Consider the following 19,027-nt stretch of genomic DNA (forward strand, 5'->3'; position numbering starts at 1 on the left):
TTTTATTGGATAAACGTAGAGGAAAAACATGAAAGCATATCAACGTGAATTTATTGAATTTGCACTAGAGAAAGAAGTACTTAAGTTTGGTGAGTTTACTTTAAAGTCTGGCCGTAAGAGCCCTTACTTCTTCAATGCTGGATTGTTTAATACAGGTCGTGACTTAGCGCGTTTAGGTCGCTTCTACGCAGCAGCATTGGCAGATTCAGGCATTGAGTTCGACGTACTATTTGGCCCTGCGTACAAAGGTATTCCTATCGCAACGACAACAGCGGTTGCACTTGCTGATCACCACGATGTGGACACGCCTTACTGTTTCAACCGTAAAGAAGCGAAGAACCACGGTGAAGGTGGCAACCTAGTGGGTAGCGAACTTGAAGGTCGCATCATGCTAGTGGATGACGTGATCACTGCAGGTACTGCGATTCGTGAGTCGATGGAAATCATCCAAGCAAACGGTGCTGACTTAGCGGGCGTGCTTGTTGCGATTGACCGTCAAGAGAAAGGCAAAGGCGAATTGTCTGCGATTCAAGAAGTAGAGCGTGACTTCGGTTGTGCAATTATCTCAATCGTTAGCCTGACTGACCTTGTGACTTTCCTTGAAGAGAAAGGCACAGACGCAGCACATCTAGAATCAGTAAAAGCATACCGCGCTCAATATGGTATCTAATTCGTAAACTGAAGAAGTTGAACCTGATGGTTTAGCGCTCTAGGTTAAGAATCGAAAAAGCAAAAAGGCCCGAGAGAGATAACTCTTTCGGGCCTTTTACTTTTCTATTGAGATGAGCAGCTTTCTTATCTATTTATAACGAATACCGCGCTCAATTTCTGAGTCTTCCATGGTTTTGAAGCGCTTGTGTAGCCACATCCATTGCTCTGGAGATCGTAAGATAATTTTCTCAAGATAGCGGTTTAGATAAGCGGCCGCGGCTTTTTCATCTTTGCGTGGATAGTCATCTTCGATTGACTCATCCGCCATGATTTCATACTTACCATCGGCATTTCTAAAACCAGACCCCGGAACGAGTGCACATCGGCTAGTGTAAGCCAGAATACTGGTGCCTGTTGTAGTACATGCATCTTCTACAGCGAAGAAAGGCACAAACACAGACTTGTTACGGCCGTAGTCATGATCCGGCAGATAGAAAAGGATCTCACCTTGACGCAGGATTCGAATCATACGCTTCACGTCTTTACGGTGGATAAGACGGTTGCCGTTCTGAGTACGACCACGGTATTGAATGAATTCATAAGCTGGGTTGTTGTGCGGGCGGTAAACACCTAAACCAGAAATACCAAGAACGGCCATTGCTCGCGCAGTGATCTCTAGGTTCAAGGCATGTACACAGCACAACAAAACACCTTTACCGTTGGCTTTGTGAGTGCGCAATGTTTGGGTGTCTTTATCCACTAGGATTCTTTTGAAACGCCACGTTGGCCAGAACCAGGTAATGCCCGTTTCGATCAGCGCCATACCGGTATTTTTAAAGTTTTCACTGACCATGGCAGCGACTTCGTCTGCTGGCTTATCTGGGAAGGCGAGTTCCAAGTTACGTATTGCGACCGCTACGCGCTTTTTACCATAGCGAGCCCCAAGAGAGCCCAATGAACGACCTAGCAGTAATAATATACGGTAAGGGAGAACATTAACGATAAGCGCCAATAGCCCAAAACCGAACCACACTCCCCAGTATTTAGGGTGGAGTAGTGCCAGAGTAAAAGGTGGCTTAGTAATAACGTGTTGTGCCGTACTGTTTGTCGGAGAAGTTTTCGTCGTCATAACCATCACTTAAGATTTGATTGCTACTTAATTTGATTGCTACTTAATCTGAGCGCTCAGCAGTGCCCAATAAGCATCAAAGTTTTCTGTCGGTTGATATTTGAAGTCAGAACGTACAAATCGATTCAAGCTGCCTTCAACCTGACCGAGCAGTTGAGCCGCTAAGATCTTCTCATCAACCGGGAACGATTTCCCTTCACGAAGCTTCCTTTCACGCAAGATCTGGCGAAGTTGAGTTTCAATACGCTCAAAAAGCTGATTGATGCGTTCACGCAGGCGCTCATTCTCAAACATTAGGGCATGGCCCGACAAAATACGAGTCAAACCAGGGTTGCGCTCAGAAAAGACTAAGATAAGTTGCATCACGAGGCGGATACGCTCAAGAGTGTCTTTTTCTTCATCGAGAATACGGTTGATTCGAGACATCAACGCTTCTTCAATGAACTCGATCAGGCCTTCAAACATGCGAGCTTTGCTTGGGAAGTGGCGGTAGAGCGCAGCTTCAGATACGCCGACTTGCTTGGCCAACTTTACCGTTGTGATACGAGAAGCACCTTCGGTCGATTCCAACATTTGTGCGAGAGCTTGTAGGATTTCTTCACGACGGTTTGATTTTCGAGTACCAGCCATCTATTTACTTCCTTTCCTAAAGATGAGGATTGAGTGAAGCAGGATTATAAACACCATTCAATTCTGTTTCCTAGTTTTGTGAGCCCTAGGTCAACAGAATCGAGAGGTGTCAGCAGATTGTCAGAGCAAATTTGTGCGTTTATGCACCAATAAGCTGTTGGATCTGATCGAGGATCTGGAAACCAAGGGTGTCTTTGCTATCCAGTGGCAGAGATTTATCACCGTCTTTCCAATAAAGGTGCAATTCATTGCTGCTGCTATTGAAGCCTTGGCCTTCGACAGAGACATCATTAGCACAAATCATATCGAGGTTCTTTCTTTCCAGTTTGCCGCGCGCGTACTTCTCAACATCTTGAGTTTCTGCTGCGAAGCCTACGGTAAATGGACGGCCTTCCGTCATTGAGGCAACAGAAGCGACAATGTCCGGGTTCTTAACCATTTGAATGGTCATGTCATCTTTACCATCGACCTTTTTAAGCTTTTGGTCTGCAATGGTCTCAGGGCGGTAATCGGCAACTGCGGCGCAGCTGATGAAAATATCGTGTTGAGCCGCGTTGGCACTAACGGCATCAAACATCTGTTGTGCGCTGTCGACATCAATACGATTAACCTTGCTTGGCGTCGCTAATGAAACAGGGCCACTGATTAGAGTCACTGTTGCGCCTTGTTTCGCGGCCGCTTCAGCCAGTGCATAGCCCATCTTGCCTGAGCTGTGGTTAGTAATGTAACGCACCGGGTCGATGGCTTCACGAGTTGGGCCTGCAGTGATTAACACAGAGCGGCCAGCAAGTGGTTTAGGTTGGAAGAAGTCTTCGCAACGGTGCACGAGCTGCATTGGTTCTAGCATGCGACCCATGCCGACATCACCACACGCTTGTTCGCCTGCGGCAGGGCCCCAGATTTCACAGCCTCGACGTTTTAGCGTCGCGATGTTCTCTTGAGTCGCTGGGTGGCTGTACATCTGTTGGTTCATTGCCGGAGATACCGCAACTGGCGCATCGGTTGCTAAAAGTAGCGTGGTCAGCAGGTCGTTGCCCATACCCGCCGTCATGCGAGCAATAAGATCTGCGGTTGCTGGCGCTAGTAATACCAAGTCAGCCCATTTTGCGAGCTCAATATGCCCCATGGAAGCCTCAGCAGCAGGATCAAGCAAACTATCAGACACTGGCCTTCCAGAGACGGCTTGCATGGTGAGAGGAGTGATGAACTCCTTGGCTGCATTCGTCATCACGACTTGTACTTGCGCCCCACGTTCAATTAAGCGTCGAGTCAGTTCGGCACATTTATACGCAGCGATACCACCACTAATGCCAAGTAGGATTTTTTTCCCAGCTAGGCCTTGTAGGTCAGCGTTATCCAGTTGATTAACCAATGTTTGCATGATTCTGTTCCTTAATTTCTCTGGGACTTACGATATCAGAACAAAGGATTAGTGCCTAGAAGCAGAATTCGAACAGACTTGATGCTCATCAAATTGGTGTTATCAAACTTATCAATTACACAGTTTTGCTAGCGACTCGTTTCCTTTTCTCTTTATCAAAGGATCTCTGGTGGCAAGCTCATTAAGCTGACGGGTCGTATTCATGACCCTAAATAGCCTTTATATGCCTATAAGTAAGATGCCTGTTGAGTCGATGCCAAGAGAAAAACTACTGAGTCGAGGGCCAGACTCTTTAAGTGATGCGGAGTTGTTAGCGATATTTCTTCGAACGGGCACACAAGGAATGAACGTTTTAGAGCTTTCTGACAAGTTGATCAAAGATTTTGGTTCGTTGCGCCAACTTTTTTCTGCAACCGAGACTGAGTTTTGTGCTCATAAAGGGATGGGGCAGGCGAAATATGTCCAGTTGCAGGCCGTTTTAGAGATGACGCAACGTTATTTGGCCGAAACTTTATCTCGAGGCGATGCACTCACTAGCCCAAGCCATACCAAGTTGTATCTTTCGAGTATATTGCGCGATCGCCAGCGAGAAGCCTTCTATATCTTGTTCCTAGATAATCAAAACAGGGTAATAAAGGATGAAGTGATGTTTGAAGGAACCATCGATGCCGCATCAGTTTACCCTAGAGAAGTAGTGAAACGGGCACTTCATCATAATGCAGCTGCATTAATGTTAGCGCACAACCATCCTTCTGGTGTCGCGGAGCCAAGCCAAGCAGATAGGCGAATTACACGCAGATTAACCGACGCGTTGGCGCTGGTGGACATCCGAATTCTCGACCATTTTGTGGTTGGAGATGGCGAAGTTATCTCTTTTGCAGAACGCGGATGGATTTGAATCACATTTTAGGTTGTTAGTTGCGTTAAATCTGCTATCATTCCGCCCACATTTTAGAACCTTAAATCAGCTCTGATTACTCAAATAGCTGCCCTGTTCAAAAAAAGATCACGAAATCCTTAAAAAGGATCTGTTCGGGTCTTGAGCAATGCATGTCAAGTTAGTATAATACGCGACCTTTGATAGCCTTGAATGGATTTTCCATTATGGTTTTTACCTCTATTTTCAGAATTGATAGAGAGGTTCGGCCACCAAGGTTGATATCGAGCTGAAACGATTTGGAGAGACATTCATGTCCCGAGTATGTCAAGTAACTGGTAAGCGTCCAGTAACGGGTAATAACCGTTCACACGCACGCAATGCTACCAAGCGTCGTTTTCTGCCGAACCTACAAACTCACCGTTTCTGGGTAGAGAGCGAAAAACGTTTTGTTAAACTACGTCTAACTGCTAAAGGCATGCGTATTATTGATAAGAAAGGCATCGATGCTGTTCTTGTTGATATCCGTGCACGTGGCGAAAACGTTTAAGAGGAATTAAGCAATGGCTAAAGGCATTCGTGAGAAAATCCGTCTAGTATCTTCTGCTGGAACTGGTCACTTCTACACAACTGACAAGAACAAGCGTAACATGCCAGGCAAATTTGAGATCAAAAAATTTGATCCAGTAGTTCGCCAGCACGTTATGTACAAAGAAGCTAAAATCAAGTAATTGATAGCCCCTTTGTATCTTCTTTTATAGAAGAATAAATTAAAAACCCAGCTTATAGCTGGGTTTTTTTATGCCCAAAATTTGGGAAGCCCCATTGTTTGAGAGGTCTAAGGTTTTTCGAGAAGACTAAGTGTTTTTGATTGGCGGTAGTTTCATTGGCTCAATTTGGCACCTACCGCACAGACGTGACACTTGCCGATGGGCTTATGTGATAGAAAATAGCGCAACATAGAAAGTATAGACTTTTTCACGATATACTGAACACTCAATAGGTTAGATGAGCAGAATCAGATGAGATATCGTGGACGCCGATGGAACAACATACTCATGTTCAGTGTGATTGCTTTTATTGGGGTGTTAAACCTTCCAACATTGATCAAAGCTTATTTGATCGAGCCCGAACCTGAAGTTACGGTCAGCAGCCCTTATCCTTCTCTTTTAAATCCAGCAGCTGAGCTTCAAGCTTTGCACTTTGCTCATTGGTCAGTTGTGCTAGAAGACGATCATTGGGTTTATCAATTTAAAGAGACAACACTTCCTCAAACTACCAGTGCACAAGAGTTGTCGCAGCGATGGAAAGAGCTTGTGGGCACCGAAGTCGATTCTCAAACCTATACCGACCTCTCACCACAACTGAATACCCCGCACACCATCGAGGTGTGGTATCAAGATCAAGAAGAACCACAACGCATTACCTATTATCAACTGCCTCAGTTCTGGCTGCTAAAAAACTGGAATGATCAGTGGTTGGCGGTGTCTATTGAAGAGATCTACTTGTTTCCAAGTTTTGGCTCAGACCAGTCCTTTAAATCAGACCAGTCATTTAAGTCAGACAAGCGATCTATATCAGACAAACCACCTAAATCGGACGACTAACTATGCCTGAATTACCCGAAGTTGAAGTAAGCCGTATGGGGATCTCGCCTCATTTAGTTGGTGAGAAGATTAAATCCCTGACTTTTCGCACGCCCAAACTGCGTTGGGATATCCCTCAAGAACTTAAGCGATTAGAAGGGCAGGTGATTCGTTCAATCTCGCGTCGCGCAAAGTACCTATTGATTGAAACCGATATGGGCACAGCTATAGTTCACCTCGGTATGTCTGGCTCACTGCGCGTGTTAGATGCCGATTTTCCGCCAGCAAAACACGATCACGTGGATCTTAAGCTCACCAATGGCAAGGTACTGCGTTATAACGATCCGCGCCGCTTTGGTGCGTGGCTCTGGTCGGCGCCTGATGAGATACATACTGTATTACTGGGATCTGGTCCTGAGCCACTAACCGATGACTTCAACGCTGATTACATTGCTGAGAAAGCAGAAAAGCGTAAAGTGGCCGTCAAACAGTTCATTATGGACAACAAAGTAGTGGTAGGTGTGGGAAACATCTACGCCAATGAAGCGCTATTTTCTTCACGAATTCATCCACTTCGCCCTGCTAACAAGATAAGTCAAGCCGAGTGGGTCTTGTTAACTCAAGAGATTAAAGAGGTGCTTGCGACTGCTATCAAACAAGGTGGTACCACTTTAAAAGATTTCGCGCAAGCAGATGGCAAGCCGGGGTATTTCGCTCAAGAACTGCAAGTTTATGGGAAAGCCGGTGAAAAGTGCCCTACCTGTAAAGCTCTAATCCAAGAGTTAAAAATAGGGCAGCGGAATACGTTCTTTTGTGAAGAGTGCCAAGTTTAAAAAAACTGAACTTACGTTCACTTTTTACTGCTAGTAGATATGCGGGCTAGTCGCTACAATTACATTAATGATACGAATTGAGAATAGTAGAATGAAATATTTAGTAACTGGCGTTGCCGGTTTTATCGGCTCCGCAGTGTCAGAGCGACTATGTGCGGCAGGACATGAGGTTATCGGTATTGATAACTTAAATGATTACTACCAAGTCTCTTTAAAACATGACCGACTAAAACGCATTGAACATGAAAACCTGACCTTTATCGAGTTAGATCTTGCTGATAGAGAAGGAATGGCTTCGCTGTTTGCTGAGCAAAAGTTTGACCGTGTGATTCATTTAGCAGCGCAAGCTGGCGTTCGTTACTCAATTGATAACCCAATGGCGTATGCTGACAGCAACCTTGTTGGACACTTGGCTATTCTAGAGGGTTGTCGTCATAACAAAGTTGAACACCTCGTTTACGCTTCATCGAGCTCTGTTTATGGCTTGAATCAAAAAATGCCATTCCATACAGCAGACAGTGTTGATCACCCGATCTCACTATACGCCGCGACCAAGAAGTCGAATGAGTTGATGGCGCATACCTATTCTCATTTATATGACGTACCGACGACCGGTCTACGTTTCTTTACGGTATACGGCCCTTGGAGTCGCCCTGATATGGCGATGTTCAAGTTTGCGAATCTAATCGTAGCAGGCAAAGAAATCGACATCTATAACAACGGTGACATGATGCGCGACTTCACTTATATCGATGATATTGTTGAAGGTATTATTCGTGTACAAGATCGTATTCCAGCCAAGCAACCAGACTGGACGGTTGAGCAAGGCTCACCTGCAACCAGTTCCGCGCCATATCGCGTGTTTAATATTGGTCATGGTAGCCCAGTTAAACTAATGGACTACATCGAAGCATTAGAAGGCGCTCTAGGTATTGAAGCGAAAAAGAACTTCATGCCAATGCAGCCAGGTGATGTGTACGCAACTTACGCTGATACTGACGATCTGTTTGAAGCAGTTGGCTATAAGCCTCAAGTGAAGATCCAAGAAGGAGCAAAAGCTTTCGCGGATTGGTATAAAGCCTATTACTCGCTGTAGTAATTGATAGCTTTGAATTAAAAATAGCGGCTCAATGAGCGCTATTTTTGTTTTCTGGGTAGGTAAAGGGAATTACTTTGCTGTTTTTAGCTTTATTTCGGCTGCCACTTTTTGTGGCACAAACTGACGAATATCTCCGCCATGAATAGCGACTTCACGGACAATTATCTTAGTAAGGAATTGGTTTATGGTAAGGAGAGAGCCAGTGTTTCGTTTTTCTACCTTTATAACTTTGGTCTGTATTCTTTACCTAAGGCAACAAGGTGATAAAGATTGGTTGTCAGATTGAACGTCATGCTTTTTATTTTGTTAACAATCTTCATAAAGGCTACAAAATAATTTTTTTTACCTTTATGTTTACGGTTGCCAATAATGGAAGGCTGTTTACTACGTTGTAAGCCCGCAATAGAAACGCCGAACATGGGGCGTTTATGGACCCAAGTGTTTCTCAAAAAGACATCTATGGGGTAACTAAAAACTTGGCTATGCTCAATAAAAGATCTTGCTGCATTAGGAGATAAAGCATAGGCAGCAGTACCTTGAGGAACTTTTAAGTACTTTACAAGTTTCTGGCTTTTGTAGCGGCATACAGGATAATGTAATTTGTTCTTACTGTTTTGTAAGCGAATATAGCCGCATTGTTCTATATTTTTTTCTGCAATAGAGAGCGTTTTTTGAAAGGTACTTGATTCAATATCGAGATGGTCTTCAAATACAAAAATTGGCTCGTTAAGTTCCACGCACTTTTGCCAAATAAGGTAATGACTTGCATAGCACCCGACTTCACCGATAGCGTGCGATCTTCCCATATTGTATAAAAATGCTTTACCTCTAATTTTTTTTAGTAGAGGGTGCTCATCGGTTCGCGCATCTACTCCAATAAAAAACTCAAAATCAACCTGAACACTTTTGAGAGCATTAGCTGTTGCTATTTGTCGGCTATCGTTGCCTTTTAAGGTAATGCAGTATGCTTTCATAAATTGTATGTATTCATATATAAGAGAGATATGTTATCACTCACTTAGATTTTTTGTAATGGTTGTTCTTTTTTCTAAGAGATTCTAACTGTAGAAAGAGTACTTCACTCTAACGTTAGAGAAAAACGGATTCATTTGAATGAAGGACTACCACGAAGTAGCTTTGATACTCGACTTTTCAATCTCCTTGATCTTGAGTTCGGAACATTTGTTGAGACCATAACCTTGTCCTGATAAGTTTTTAGGGTTGGTATTACATCCACTAAAACATAGCGCTCAATGATCGTTATGTTTTAGTGGATGAGAATACTACTTCGCTGTTTTTATTTTGATTTCGTGGGCTACTTTTTGTGGTACAAATTGACGAATATCCCCGCCATGAATAGCGACTTCTCGAACTATTGTCGAAGAGAGAAATGCATACTCTTCTGAAGGGGTTAGAAATACACTCTCAAGCCCCGGCAATAACTTACGATACATGCTAGTTAGCCCAAACTCATACTCGAAATCCATTGTTGTTCTCAAACCACGCACCAACACGTTTGCTTTCTGTTGTTTGGCAAAATCTACAAGTAATCCAGAAAACCCTTCAACAGATACATTAGACAGGTGAGCCACCGCATCACGTAGTAGCTCAACTCGTTCATCTAATTCAAACATGGTCTTTTTACTTGGGCTCGCTGCCACCCCAACGGTGATATGGTCAAACATGCTAGCGGCACGAACAATGATATCAAGGTGGCCATTGGTCACAGGATCAAAAGTCCCTGGGTAAATAACGTGTGTGCTCATTTTAGCTGTCCTTGCTTAATGTAGTGTTCGAATTCGGTGCTTTACTAGAGTTTAAGGCCTTATCGAGTTGCTGCTTTACCATATCGAGTGTGATGTCTTTCATCAGGTCATCGCCTTTAGCACGGGTTCCCCATGGAAGGCCTGTGACTGGTTTACCTTGTTGTGTTTCTACATGCTGTTGATAAACACTCACTACGATATCGAGATCGTTGTAAGGGCCTGTTCTACGAGGATCGCTGTGTGCGTACAAGCCGATTACAGGCGTTGACTGCGTGGTTGCCAAGTGGGCTGGGCCAGTATCAGGTGCCAATACTACCGTTGCATGTTTCAGTACGGCAGTCAGTTGCTTCAAGTTCGTTTTGCCAATCAAGTTAGTGATTGGCGACTGGCATAATTTTTCTATGTCGTTACCCAGGTTAACTTCTCTTGGTGCCGGAGAACCACATAACACCACTTGCATGCCTTGTTCTACAGCATAGTCAGCAATAGCAGCGTATCGCTCTGTTAGCCAGTTGCGAGAATCTTTGCTAGCAGCAGGGGAGATAACCAAGGTCGGTTTGTCTGCCATAGTACTGATTGCTAACTGTTCATCTTCAGGTGTTAAAGGGATATCCCATTGAGGTTTATCAAAAGGCACACCAATGTAGCGAGCAAATTCGGCAAAGTTATCCAGTACATGAAACTTGTCCGAGATAGGTAGATGGCGGTTGGTAAAGAGTGATTGAGCTTCACGAGTACGGTTTTTACCAAATCCTACCTTGCATTTTGCCTTTATCCCCCAAGATAGCACGCTGGCTCTGAGTGCAGCTTGCATATGCAGAAGTGCATCAAATTTACGATCAGATAGCTGACGCCATAATTCACGCATTCCTTTGAAGCCTTGTTTCTTATCGAAAACAATAACCTCAATACCGGGTAGATCGCCGATCAGCATGGCTTCTATTTTGCCCGTTATCCAAGTAATTTTCGTTTCAGGCCACTGCTTCTGGATGGCTTGAACCACAGAAATAGCATGACAAACATCGCCAATCGCGGAGAGGCGAAGTATGCAAAGAGATTGAGGTGCAGTTGAGAACAGTGACATAAAGTGCCCGAAAAAAGTGAATAACATCAGAATTATGCAGATACTCGCATTAGTTGTAAAATAGCAATGACGAAAAGCGACCCAAAGGCCTCATAGATGGAAACGATTAGCACCAAGAACCAAACAATTTGGTACGACCCTGAACTTCTGGCTCAGGTACCAGAGGACGATATCGCTCAGATCTTCGAGGCTGAATACTGGCGAAAACGTGAAGCCATTTCAGGGAGTGCTCAAGGTCGCGGTACCACATGGTTCATTCAGCTTGATGGAATACAGGCTGCATTGCGCCATTATCGTCGTGGCGGATTGTTTGGGAAGCTAGTCGAAGACCAATATCGTTTCTCTGATTGGGAAAGCACGCGCTGCGCGATGGAGCTTAATGTCCTAAAGATATTGGCAAACGCAGGTGTGAATGTACCGAAGCCTATTGCTGCTAGAGCAATTAAAAGCGGACTACTTTATCGAGCTGACTTAATGTCTGAACGAATTCCCAATGCCAAAGATCTGGTTGATGTCTTGGTCAATGGCCCGATAGATGCGGATGTTTATCGTCGAATTGGCCAAGAGGTACGCAAGATGCACGATGCTGGGGTTAATCATACCGATCTCAACATTCATAATATCCTGCTTGATGACTCGCAAAGGGTGTGGATTATTGACTTTGATAAGTGTGGTCAGCAAGCGGGTGATGACTGGAAAGAAGGCAACTTGAATCGCTTAAAGCGCTCGTTCTTAAAAGAAGTAAACAAGCGCCAGATTCAATGGCAAGAGTCGGATTGGGAACTGTTATTGCAAGGCTACCAAGGTTAATTAGGTCAAATAGTTGTTAGCTAAGAATGTATTCCAAGGTTTTACTCAATGCCCCTCGGTTCTGCTCAACCACTTGATAAGCCGCTAAGCCTCTGTTTTTACGCAAGTCAGGTTGAGTGAATAGCTCTCTTAGCTGGCCTGCAATTTTATTACTGTTTTGACAAATAGTGACGGCTTGAGCTTCAAGCAGTTTGTCTGTGATCTCGCTGAAGTTAAAATAGCTAGGGCCATTGAGTAAAGGTAACTGTAGTGCTGCCGGTTCTAGAAGATTGTGGCCACCTACCTTATCGCCCACAAGGCTTCCTCCCATAAAGCACACATCAGATCCGCCGAGTAATACCAACATTTCTCCCATCGTATCCGCAATATACACTTCAACATTAGAGGTGATTGGTTGCTGACTCGTTCGAGTGATGGTGTTGAATTGGTGTTGTTTAGCCAGTTCCGTCACTTGATTAAATCGCTCTGGATGACGAGGCACAATCATCAGTAAGGTATTCGGATTGTCTTTAAGGAGCTGTTTATGAGCGTCTAAGACAATTTCATCTTCGCCTTGATGAGTGCTGGCTGCTATCCACACACAGCGTTCAAAGCCAATTTGTTCACGTAACGCTTTGCCTTTTGATACTTGTTCAGCTGAAACTTCAATATCAAACTTGATCGATCCAGTCACATGCACAGATGCTTTATCTAACCCTAATCGTATAAAACGCTCAGCATCACTTGGGTATTGGCAAAGTACTTGAGAGAGATTTTTGGCTAAGAGATCAAAAACGGCTTGGAATTTAGCATAACGCTGGCACGAGCGTTCAGATAGGCGAGCGTTGAGTACCGAAATGGGGATTCCAGCTTTCGCGACGCAGTGCAGTGTGTTTGGCCATAACTCGGTTTCCATGATTAACATCTGTTTAGGCTGAACTGTCTTCAAAAAACCTCGAATACACCAAGAAAAATCAATCGGCATATAGCGATGCTCGACTAAATCACCGAGTTTTTCTATCTGCTCTGCACCTGTGCTGGTTGTCGTGGTAACGATAATGGCTTGGTTTGGATTTCGTCGCTTCAGTTGCTTGATGATCGGTACGGCGGCAATGGACTCACCAACTGATACTGCATGAATCCAGATAGGATTCTTATCTTGAGTTTGTGGCGTGATCCCGAAATGTTCTCTCCAACGCTGACCGAAACTTGGCTTCCCAGGTTTACTCTTATAAAGCCCATACAGCAGTAGCGGAGAGGCTAGTGACAATATGAGAGTGTAGAAAAGTCGTATAAGCATAAGAACAGTGACACCAGAAGGTAAAATCAGTATTGAGAAGAGTATTTTCTTCAATCTCGAAAGTAAAGAGCGTTATAATTAAATGCTTAGTTGCACTTTCAAACGGAAATGGTGAATTTTATCTCATCGCTTATGCAAACCGATCAAACCTATCGTTTCTTGCTCTACGTCGAGCAAAATTACTCATTTGCTATCCTTCGTCCCTTTTATGATTACGCGAAGCAGCTCGGCCACGATGTTAAGTGGTTGCTTGTTGGTGACGAGGCTTCTGAACATCTTTTACTAGAGCATGAACAGAACGTCTCTTTAGCTGAAGCTGTCTCTTTTAACCCTTCAGCTGTTTTAGTACCAGGTGATCGCGTTCCTGCGTTTATTCCAGGATTGAAGGTGCAAGTATTTCATGGCTTGAACGAGAGCAAACGAGGGAACTTATACCCTGAGCGTGGTCTATTTGATTTGTATTGCACTGAAGGCCATGAAAGAACAAGTTCGCTTGAGCCGTTAGCCAAGCAACGCGGCTATTTTCAAGTAAAAGAGACCGGGTGGCTGAAGCTCGATAGCTTGTTTAATTATCAAACTAGTGAGAACCGTCATGAGAGACCTCAAATTCTGTTTGCTTCGACGTTTTCGCCAAGCTTATCGTGTGCTGAACTGGTTTATGAAGAGTTAAAGCGACTAAGTCAACTGAGTCAATGGCAATGGTTAGTGACATTACACCCTAAAATGAAGCAAGAGACACGAGCAAAATATCAGGCGTTAGAAGGAGATAATCTTCTATTTTTTGATAATGACCGAGTGATTGAAATGCAGCATCGCGCCGATGTTATGGTGTGTGATAACTCATCGATATTTCAGGAATTTTTGTTGCTCAATAAACCTGTTGTTACGGTGAATAATCGTGAACCTCAAGCAAGCTTTATTAACATTACTCAAGCCGAGCAATTAGAATCAGCTATTAAGCAAGCCATGCTAGCTGATGAAGCTAGAGATAACGCTATCGTTAATTACGGCCCGTCAATTACACCGCATTTAGATGGGCAATCGTCGGCTAGGGTTCTGAACGCTATTACCGATGTGTTGGAAAGTGGCTGGCAAGATAGAAAGCCAAAAAATTGGATTCGTAATTTTAAGATCCGTAAATCATTAAACTATTGGAAATTCTAGGGCTGAATAATGAGAAAACATACCCTGTCTGTCATTGTTATTACCAAGAATGAAGAAGACCGAATTGAAACGTGCCTTAAATCTGTTGTTGATATTGCTGATGAACTGATTGTTTTAGACAGTGGCTCAACAGATACAACAGTTGAAATATGCCAAAAATACACAGATAACGTGACAATCACTGATTGGCCAGGCTTTGGTAAGCAGAAGCAGCGAGCGTTAGATAAGGCGACATGTGACTGGGTGTTATCAATTGACGCTGACGAAGCGTTAGATGAAGAGATGAGTAAGGCTCTTGTTGAACTATTGAAACAAGATCAAATTAAACACACAGCGTATAAATTGCCTTGGGGTGTGACCCTGTATGGCACAACACTTAAATATGGCCGTAGCGCTCGTGCAGTATTAAGGTTGTTCAAGAGAGACGGTTCTCGATATACGCTTGATGAGGTTCATGAGACGGTTGTTCCAGAGCAAGGCTCGATAGGGATATTGAAGGGGTTTCTTCTTCATTACACCCATCGCGATTATGGCCATGGTTTAGATAAAGCAGCGCAGTACGCCTGGCTCGGCTCGCAAAAGTACCATCGTAAAGGCAAGAAATCACACGGCTTATTCTTAGCTTTATTACGTGCCATATGGACGTTTTTCCTTGTGTATATCATTCGCCGCGGCTTTATGGATGGCAGTGTCGGCTTCATTATGGCGATGACCTACGCTCAAGTGAATTTCAATAAATACGTCGGTTTGTGGATTCTTGAAAATCGTTCAGAAGCCAGCTCAAAAGACCAAGCCAAATAGGAACTGAGAGATGAAGATTTTAGTTTGTGCATCTTACTTACATGCATGGAACAGTTTACGCCCTGAAGCCGCCATCTTTATTGAGCTTGCGCGTCAAGGTCACCAAGTCACTATCATGACCCAAGGTGAGTCTGAGCATGTATCAAAGTTAGAAGAGTATGGCATTCGAGTCGTTGATGGTTATCCAAAGCGTAAAATTTGTTTTGATACCATAAAAAAAATTCGCCACGAGCTGAAAACGCATGATTACGACATCTGCTATGCTTTTAATTCCAAAACGATACCTAATGCGGCGTTTGCCTGTATTGGTTTCAAGGTTAAATTAGTTGTTTATCGAGGCACTACTGGAGGTTTATATCGACATGACCCAAGTGCTTATCTAACACAGCTACATCCTCGTGTAGATGGCATTGTCTGTGTTTCTGAAGCGGTTCGACAAGATGTGCTGAAGCGTGTTTGGAAGAACAAAGATAACGTTGTTACCATATACAAAGGGCATGAATTGGATTGGTATAAAGTACCACCAACCGAGCGCTCTGAGTTTGGTTTGAATGAAGATGATGTCGTCGCGATCACTGCAGCGCACGTAAGGCCAAGTAAGGGCATCTCTGTTTTACTTGAGGCGACCAAATACATTACTGCACCGAACTTCCATTTGATCTTAGCGGGCAGCGGCTATGAGCCTCATTTTGATGAGATGAAAGCGAGCCCTATGAGTGAGCGAATTCACTACATTGGCCATCGTACTGACATCCCTTCAATTATGTGTATGGCTGATTTTCAAGTTCAGCCATCGATTAGCGGAGAAGGGCTACCACGCACGATTGTCGAAGCGATGGCAAATGGCACAACCTCAGTAGTTACAACTACCGGTGGCGCTCCTGAACTCGTTGTAGATGGCGAGACTGGGTATATTGTCCCAACCGGTGATGCTAAAGCCTTAGGTGAAGCTATGGACAAGCTAGCGCAAGACAAGGCCAAGTGCACAACAATGAGTGAAGCGGCTAAGAAGCGCTTAGATGAAAGCTTCAGTTCACGAGTGACAGTTAAGAAGCATTTGGAATTTTTTGATAGATTATTGAGTCACTAGTTATGAATTTGTACTTATGCTCTACATTACGGCATTTTCTCTTTGCTTTATTAAAGTCTTTAAAAGAGGTAGAGCAGGAAAGTAAAATAATAGTTGTTACGGATCAGCAGGGTCTTGAGTCTGAGAGTTTCGATTTATCTATCTTACCCAGTACTATCACGGTGAAGTTTATAGGTAGAAAAAAACTTCTTGAAGAAATATATAGTGGCGGTGTAGGTATTATTCATAAATGCTTTGCCGTTACTAATTATCAGAATGAGTTCTTCAAAAAAAGAACAGTTAATAAGCTATATGAAAGTGAAATATTAAGTGAGAAAATCACAGACGAAAAAACTCGTTTATTTTTATTTAATGATCGTAACCGTCTTTCAAGGCTAATGCGTTTAGCTTTCCCCTTTTATGAAGTTATAGAGGATGGGTTGTCGAATTATACAGGTACTGAGCTAAGTTTTACTGATCGTTTTCTTTCTAATAAAAAAAATCGGCGTTATATTGGAGATGATCGACGTTGTAAGTTTATCCATTTACTAACTCCTGAATTGGCCCCTAGTCAAATTATAAACAAAGTAAAAGGTATAGACTTCATCGACCCTAATAACGTCAATAGATTCTTGTATTCAATTTTTAAATTGGATAATTCAAATGTGGTGATCCCAGATGTGATAATTGCTACACAGCCTATTTCTATTGCTGGTATGAATAGTTCAGGAAAAGATATAGACATTTATCGTGAAATGGTGGAACACCTTGAATCTAAAAAATTCGTGTATGCCTTTAAGGTCCACCCTAGAGAAAATGAAGGTAAGTATAAAAGTGCATTTCCGGCTTCAAAATTTATACAAAGCAAAATTCCACTGGAGTTGTTGGTGTTCGCCTCTTCAAACTCACCGGTAGTCTTATCAGTATACTCTAGTGCTGGTATGGGATTTGAAGGTTTTTGCCGTAGAATGACTTTAATAACGGATGATGAAGCTGAGGTGCAGGCTGAGATCTATAATCAATGGAAAGAAAGTATTTTAGACTTAAATAAACGCTTAGAGGCAATGTTTTGATAAAAAAAATGGTTTTTGTAATATCAGCTTTACGAGGAGGTGGAGCTGAGAAGTTTGTGCTTAACCTTTATAAGGCAATGGAAAAATATCAAGGCTATGAGTGCCATATTGTCGCTATAGAAAAAGCCGTTGAGCATGATATCGATGGATGCCGTGTGCACTTTGTTAGTGATTTTTGTAACGTTTCAAAAAAAGGGTTAAGACGTCTTTCATATAAAAAGAACGTAGCTAAATCTATAGATAAATATATAAGCCAAAACATATCAAAAGATGCACTTGTACTGAGTAACATGTTGCTGGCTGATAAAATCATGTCTGAAAGCACCTTGAGAGTAAATCACGTAATTCATAGTTCATACCATTCGGCATTTTTACTAGGGAAAGGTTGGCTTAAGAAAAAACAAATAAAACGAAAAATAAACGCTATTTATAAAAATCACCCTCTGATTTTTGTCTCTGAAGCTTCAAAATATGAGTATGAATCGTCATTTGAATCTAAATTCTCAAATACTGTTATTTATAACCCAACAGAGTTAGAAGAGCTTGAAAATTTAGCTGATGAAGCTGTTGATGTGGATGGTCTAGGTGACTATCTTGTACATATTGGACGATTCAATCGAGCTAAGCGACATGACCGTTTGATTGATGCGTTCTCAAAAATGACTAACACATCAGTCAAGCTTGTCTTACTTGGAAATGGTGGCCTGTTAGAGAAAGCTCAGCAACAAGTTAAAGCCCTAGACCTTGAAGACCGTGTCATTTTTAAAGGTTTTTTAGCGAATCCATACCCTTATTTAAAGTACTCTAAAGGCTTAGTACTGACCTCTGATTTCGAGGGTTTACCTACGGTATTGATAGAGGCAATAGCCCTTGAAAAGCCGTTACTTACTACAAATTTCTCGGGTGGAATCTATGAAATCGTTGGTGATAACCAATTTGTAATTTCGGCAGAAAATGACCTACCCGAAAATATCGATGAAATTCTAGTTAACGGTCAGTACTATACCGTACCATTTGATGATAAATTTTCAGCGAAATGTATATCAGAAAGTTACCATAAACTTCATTTTCCTGAGTGAGCGTATAATGTCTAAAAAATTATTAACTCCAGCTTTTAAACTTCGATTGAAGAAGATGAATATTAAGGTAGCTAATAACACTATGCTATTTAGTCGTTTTTCATACAATAAATCGATAAGAATAGAAGAAAATACAGGTTTTTTTTGTGGTAAAAAATTATGGGCGATGGGGAGTTATTCTTACTCTATGAGTTCACTGCCTAGAGATACAATTGTTGGTCGGTATTGTTCAATATCATTTAATGTGACAGTCATGGGAGATAATCACCCTATCGACCGCTTTACGACAAGTACAATAACCTATGGTAATGAACAATTCAATCTGCCATTACCACCAATAGATATAGTTGATTTTGCACAAGATAAGCAGCCTATAGTTATTGGTCATGATGTTTGGATTGGGGCTAATGTTGTAATGAAACGTGGTATTAAAATTGGAAATGGTTCTATTATTGCTTCTAATTCAGTAATAACAAAAGATGTCCCTTGTTACGCTATTGTAGGTGGCGTTCCGGGAAAGGTTATCCGTAAACGTTTTGGCGATAGTCAGATTGCACAGCTTGAAAGCCTATGTTGGTGGGATTTAAATTTGGGAGATATTGGTAAGTTAGTTAAATCTAACTGCGATATTAAAGATTTTATTGAAAAAATTAAAATCGGTAAAGAACAAGGGGAATTAAAACCATTTCCCCTTAAGTTTATAGAATTTTAATTCT

The 19,027-nt window shown here is 42.6% G+C and carries 21 protein-coding genes and 1 pseudogene; 14 read left to right on the forward strand and 8 right to left on the reverse strand.

Annotated features, from left to right (window positions below; translation table 11 throughout):
• Window positions 1-28 precede the first annotated feature (28 nt).
• Window positions 29-670: an orotate phosphoribosyltransferase gene (gene pyrE, locus M4S28_RS02085; RefSeq protein WP_004735727.1), complete on the forward strand. Its 642-nt coding sequence runs from the start codon at window positions 29-31 to the stop codon at window positions 668-670.
• A 129-nt stretch (window positions 671-799) separates the two neighbouring features.
• Here pyrE and lpxL read toward each other — a convergent pair whose 3' ends face one another.
• The 3 genes from lpxL to coaBC form a co-directional block, all read right to left on the reverse strand.
• Complete coding sequence (gene lpxL, locus M4S28_RS02090) at window positions 800-1,780, reverse strand: LpxL/LpxP family Kdo(2)-lipid IV(A) lauroyl/palmitoleoyl acyltransferase (RefSeq protein WP_249632219.1); 981 nt, start codon at window positions 1,778-1,780, stop codon at window positions 800-802.
• Between the two features lie 39 nt (window positions 1,781-1,819).
• Window positions 1,820-2,410 carry a nucleoid occlusion factor SlmA gene (slmA, locus tag M4S28_RS02095; protein WP_016768952.1) on the reverse strand — a complete coding sequence of 197 codons (591 nt, stop codon included), beginning with the start codon at window positions 2,408-2,410 and terminating at the stop codon, window positions 1,820-1,822.
• 139 nt (window positions 2,411-2,549) lie between these two features.
• Complete coding sequence (gene coaBC / locus M4S28_RS02100) at window positions 2,550-3,791, reverse strand: bifunctional phosphopantothenoylcysteine decarboxylase/phosphopantothenate--cysteine ligase CoaBC (RefSeq protein ID WP_102440946.1); 1,242 nt, start codon at window positions 3,789-3,791, stop codon at window positions 2,550-2,552.
• Between the two features lie 223 nt (window positions 3,792-4,014).
• Here coaBC and radC point away from each other — a divergent pair, with 223 nt between their 5' ends.
• The 6 genes from radC (at window position 4,015) to M4S28_RS02130 (ending at window position 8,183) form a co-directional block, all read left to right on the forward strand.
• Entirely contained in the window at window positions 4,015-4,689 is a 675-nt protein-coding gene (gene radC / locus M4S28_RS02105; protein ID WP_249632220.1) for a RadC family protein, read from the forward strand.
• Window positions 4,690-4,981: 292 nt separating this feature from the next.
• Window positions 4,982-5,218 carry a 50S ribosomal protein L28 gene (gene rpmB, locus M4S28_RS02110; protein ID WP_004728407.1) on the forward strand — a complete coding sequence of 79 codons (237 nt, stop codon included), beginning with the start codon at window positions 4,982-4,984 and terminating at the stop codon, window positions 5,216-5,218.
• Window positions 5,219-5,231: 13 nt separating this feature from the next.
• Window positions 5,232-5,399: a 50S ribosomal protein L33 gene (gene rpmG, locus M4S28_RS02115; RefSeq protein WP_002535344.1), complete on the forward strand. Its 168-nt coding sequence runs from the start codon at window positions 5,232-5,234 to the stop codon at window positions 5,397-5,399.
• 327 nt (window positions 5,400-5,726) lie between these two features.
• A complete protein-coding gene (locus M4S28_RS02120) occupies window positions 5,727-6,275 on the forward strand; it encodes a hypothetical protein (RefSeq protein ID WP_249632221.1) in 549 nt (182 codons plus the stop codon).
• 2 nt (window positions 6,276-6,277) lie between these two features.
• Window positions 6,278-7,087, forward strand: coding sequence for a bifunctional DNA-formamidopyrimidine glycosylase/DNA-(apurinic or apyrimidinic site) lyase (gene mutM, locus M4S28_RS02125; protein ID WP_249632222.1), 810 nt, complete (start codon window positions 6,278-6,280; stop codon window positions 7,085-7,087).
• A 91-nt stretch (window positions 7,088-7,178) separates the two neighbouring features.
• Window positions 7,179-8,183 carry an NAD-dependent epimerase gene (locus tag M4S28_RS02130; RefSeq protein WP_249632223.1) on the forward strand — a complete coding sequence of 335 codons (1,005 nt, stop codon included), beginning with the start codon at window positions 7,179-7,181 and terminating at the stop codon, window positions 8,181-8,183.
• Window positions 8,184-8,255: 72 nt separating this feature from the next.
• Here M4S28_RS02130 and coaD (M4S28_RS26590) read toward each other — a convergent pair.
• From coaD (M4S28_RS26590) to M4S28_RS02145, 4 genes and pseudogenes are all read right to left on the reverse strand, one after another.
• A pseudogene (coaD, locus tag M4S28_RS26590) lies at window positions 8,256-8,363 on the reverse strand (pantetheine-phosphate adenylyltransferase); the annotation flags it as partial.
• A 44-nt stretch (window positions 8,364-8,407) separates the two neighbouring features.
• Window positions 8,408-9,160 carry a glycosyltransferase family 25 protein gene (locus tag M4S28_RS02135; protein ID WP_249632224.1) on the reverse strand — a complete coding sequence of 251 codons (753 nt, stop codon included), beginning with the start codon at window positions 9,158-9,160 and terminating at the stop codon, window positions 8,408-8,410.
• A 309-nt stretch (window positions 9,161-9,469) separates the two neighbouring features.
• Window positions 9,470-9,952 carry a pantetheine-phosphate adenylyltransferase gene (gene coaD, locus M4S28_RS02140; protein ID WP_249632225.1) on the reverse strand — a complete coding sequence of 161 codons (483 nt, stop codon included), beginning with the start codon at window positions 9,950-9,952 and terminating at the stop codon, window positions 9,470-9,472.
• A 1-nt stretch (window position 9,953) separates the two neighbouring features.
• Window positions 9,954-11,036, reverse strand: coding sequence for a glycosyltransferase family 9 protein (locus M4S28_RS02145; protein WP_249632226.1), 1,083 nt, complete (start codon window positions 11,034-11,036; stop codon window positions 9,954-9,956).
• A 96-nt stretch (window positions 11,037-11,132) separates the two neighbouring features.
• Between M4S28_RS02145 and M4S28_RS02150 the strand changes: the two genes are divergently transcribed.
• Window positions 11,133-11,846 carry a 3-deoxy-D-manno-octulosonic acid kinase gene (locus tag M4S28_RS02150; RefSeq protein WP_249632227.1) on the forward strand — a complete coding sequence of 238 codons (714 nt, stop codon included), beginning with the start codon at window positions 11,133-11,135 and terminating at the stop codon, window positions 11,844-11,846.
• A 16-nt stretch (window positions 11,847-11,862) separates the two neighbouring features.
• Here the strand turns inward: M4S28_RS02150 and waaA are convergent, their stop codons facing one another.
• Window positions 11,863-13,125, reverse strand: coding sequence for a lipid IV(A) 3-deoxy-D-manno-octulosonic acid transferase (waaA, locus tag M4S28_RS02155; protein WP_249632228.1), 1,263 nt, complete (start codon window positions 13,123-13,125; stop codon window positions 11,863-11,865).
• 132 nt (window positions 13,126-13,257) lie between these two features.
• Between waaA and M4S28_RS02160 the strand changes: the two genes are divergently transcribed.
• The 6 genes from M4S28_RS02160 to M4S28_RS02185 are packed head-to-tail and all read left to right on the forward strand — an operon-like array spanning window position 13,258 to window position 19,023.
• The gene (locus M4S28_RS02160; protein WP_249632229.1) at window positions 13,258-14,289 is read left to right on the forward strand and encodes a CDP-glycerol glycerophosphotransferase family protein; all 1,032 of its coding nucleotides are present in this window, start codon (window positions 13,258-13,260) and stop codon (window positions 14,287-14,289) included.
• A gap of 9 nt (window positions 14,290-14,298) precedes the next feature.
• Entirely contained in the window at window positions 14,299-15,090 is a 792-nt protein-coding gene (locus M4S28_RS02165) for a glycosyltransferase family 2 protein (RefSeq protein ID WP_249632230.1), read from the forward strand.
• 10 nt (window positions 15,091-15,100) lie between these two features.
• On the forward strand, window positions 15,101-16,180 hold the full coding sequence (locus tag M4S28_RS02170; RefSeq protein ID WP_249632231.1) for a glycosyltransferase family 4 protein: 1,080 nt from the start codon (window positions 15,101-15,103) through the stop codon (window positions 16,178-16,180).
• 2 nt (window positions 16,181-16,182) lie between these two features.
• Entirely contained in the window at window positions 16,183-17,232 is a 1,050-nt protein-coding gene (locus tag M4S28_RS02175; protein ID WP_249632232.1) for a glycosyltransferase family 52, read from the forward strand.
• Window positions 17,229-18,311 (forward strand): glycosyltransferase, encoded by a 1,083-nt coding sequence (locus M4S28_RS02180; RefSeq protein WP_249632233.1) that lies wholly within the window; start codon window positions 17,229-17,231, stop codon window positions 18,309-18,311. Before M4S28_RS02175 ends, M4S28_RS02180 begins: the two co-directional genes overlap by 4 nt.
• Before the next feature lie 7 nt (window positions 18,312-18,318).
• Complete coding sequence (locus tag M4S28_RS02185; RefSeq protein WP_249632234.1) at window positions 18,319-19,023, forward strand: CatB-related O-acetyltransferase; 705 nt, start codon at window positions 18,319-18,321, stop codon at window positions 19,021-19,023.
• Window positions 19,024-19,027 lie beyond the last annotated feature (4 nt).

The organism is Vibrio sp. J383, from assembly GCF_023503985.1.
Classification (GTDB): domain Bacteria; phylum Pseudomonadota; class Gammaproteobacteria; order Enterobacterales; family Vibrionaceae; genus Vibrio; species Vibrio splendidus.

Bases quoted from the DNA above. Each gene is read 5' to 3' on its own strand.
- pyrE (WP_004735727.1), top strand. From the start codon at position 29: ATGAAAGCATATCAACGTGAATTTATTGAATTTGCACTAGAGAAAGAA.
- lpxL (WP_249632219.1), bottom strand. From the start codon at position 1,780: ATGACGACGAAAACTTCTCCGACAAACAGTACGGCACAACACGTTATT.
- slmA (WP_016768952.1), bottom strand. From the start codon at position 2,410: ATGGCTGGTACTCGAAAATCAAACCGTCGTGAAGAAATCCTACAAGCT.
- coaBC (WP_102440946.1), bottom strand. From the start codon at position 3,791: ATGCAAACATTGGTTAATCAACTGGATAACGCTGACCTACAAGGCCTA.
- radC (WP_249632220.1), top strand. From the start codon at position 4,015: ATGCCTATAAGTAAGATGCCTGTTGAGTCGATGCCAAGAGAAAAACTA.
- rpmB (WP_004728407.1), top strand. From the start codon at position 4,982: ATGTCCCGAGTATGTCAAGTAACTGGTAAGCGTCCAGTAACGGGTAAT.
- rpmG (WP_002535344.1), top strand. From the start codon at position 5,232: ATGGCTAAAGGCATTCGTGAGAAAATCCGTCTAGTATCTTCTGCTGGA.
- M4S28_RS02120 (WP_249632221.1), top strand. From the start codon at position 5,727: ATGTTCAGTGTGATTGCTTTTATTGGGGTGTTAAACCTTCCAACATTG.
- mutM (WP_249632222.1), top strand. From the start codon at position 6,278: ATGCCTGAATTACCCGAAGTTGAAGTAAGCCGTATGGGGATCTCGCCT.
- M4S28_RS02130 (WP_249632223.1), top strand. From the start codon at position 7,179: ATGAAATATTTAGTAACTGGCGTTGCCGGTTTTATCGGCTCCGCAGTG.
- M4S28_RS02135 (WP_249632224.1), bottom strand. From the start codon at position 9,160: ATGAAAGCATACTGCATTACCTTAAAAGGCAACGATAGCCGACAAATA.
- coaD (WP_249632225.1), bottom strand. From the start codon at position 9,952: ATGAGCACACACGTTATTTACCCAGGGACTTTTGATCCTGTGACCAAT.
- M4S28_RS02145 (WP_249632226.1), bottom strand. From the start codon at position 11,036: ATGTCACTGTTCTCAACTGCACCTCAATCTCTTTGCATACTTCGCCTC.
- M4S28_RS02150 (WP_249632227.1), top strand. From the start codon at position 11,133: ATGGAAACGATTAGCACCAAGAACCAAACAATTTGGTACGACCCTGAA.
- waaA (WP_249632228.1), bottom strand. From the start codon at position 13,125: ATGCTTATACGACTTTTCTACACTCTCATATTGTCACTAGCCTCTCCG.
- M4S28_RS02160 (WP_249632229.1), top strand. From the start codon at position 13,258: ATGCAAACCGATCAAACCTATCGTTTCTTGCTCTACGTCGAGCAAAAT.
- M4S28_RS02165 (WP_249632230.1), top strand. From the start codon at position 14,299: ATGAGAAAACATACCCTGTCTGTCATTGTTATTACCAAGAATGAAGAA.
- M4S28_RS02170 (WP_249632231.1), top strand. From the start codon at position 15,101: ATGAAGATTTTAGTTTGTGCATCTTACTTACATGCATGGAACAGTTTA.
- M4S28_RS02175 (WP_249632232.1), top strand. From the start codon at position 16,183: ATGAATTTGTACTTATGCTCTACATTACGGCATTTTCTCTTTGCTTTA.
- M4S28_RS02185 (WP_249632234.1), top strand. From the start codon at position 18,319: ATGTCTAAAAAATTATTAACTCCAGCTTTTAAACTTCGATTGAAGAAG.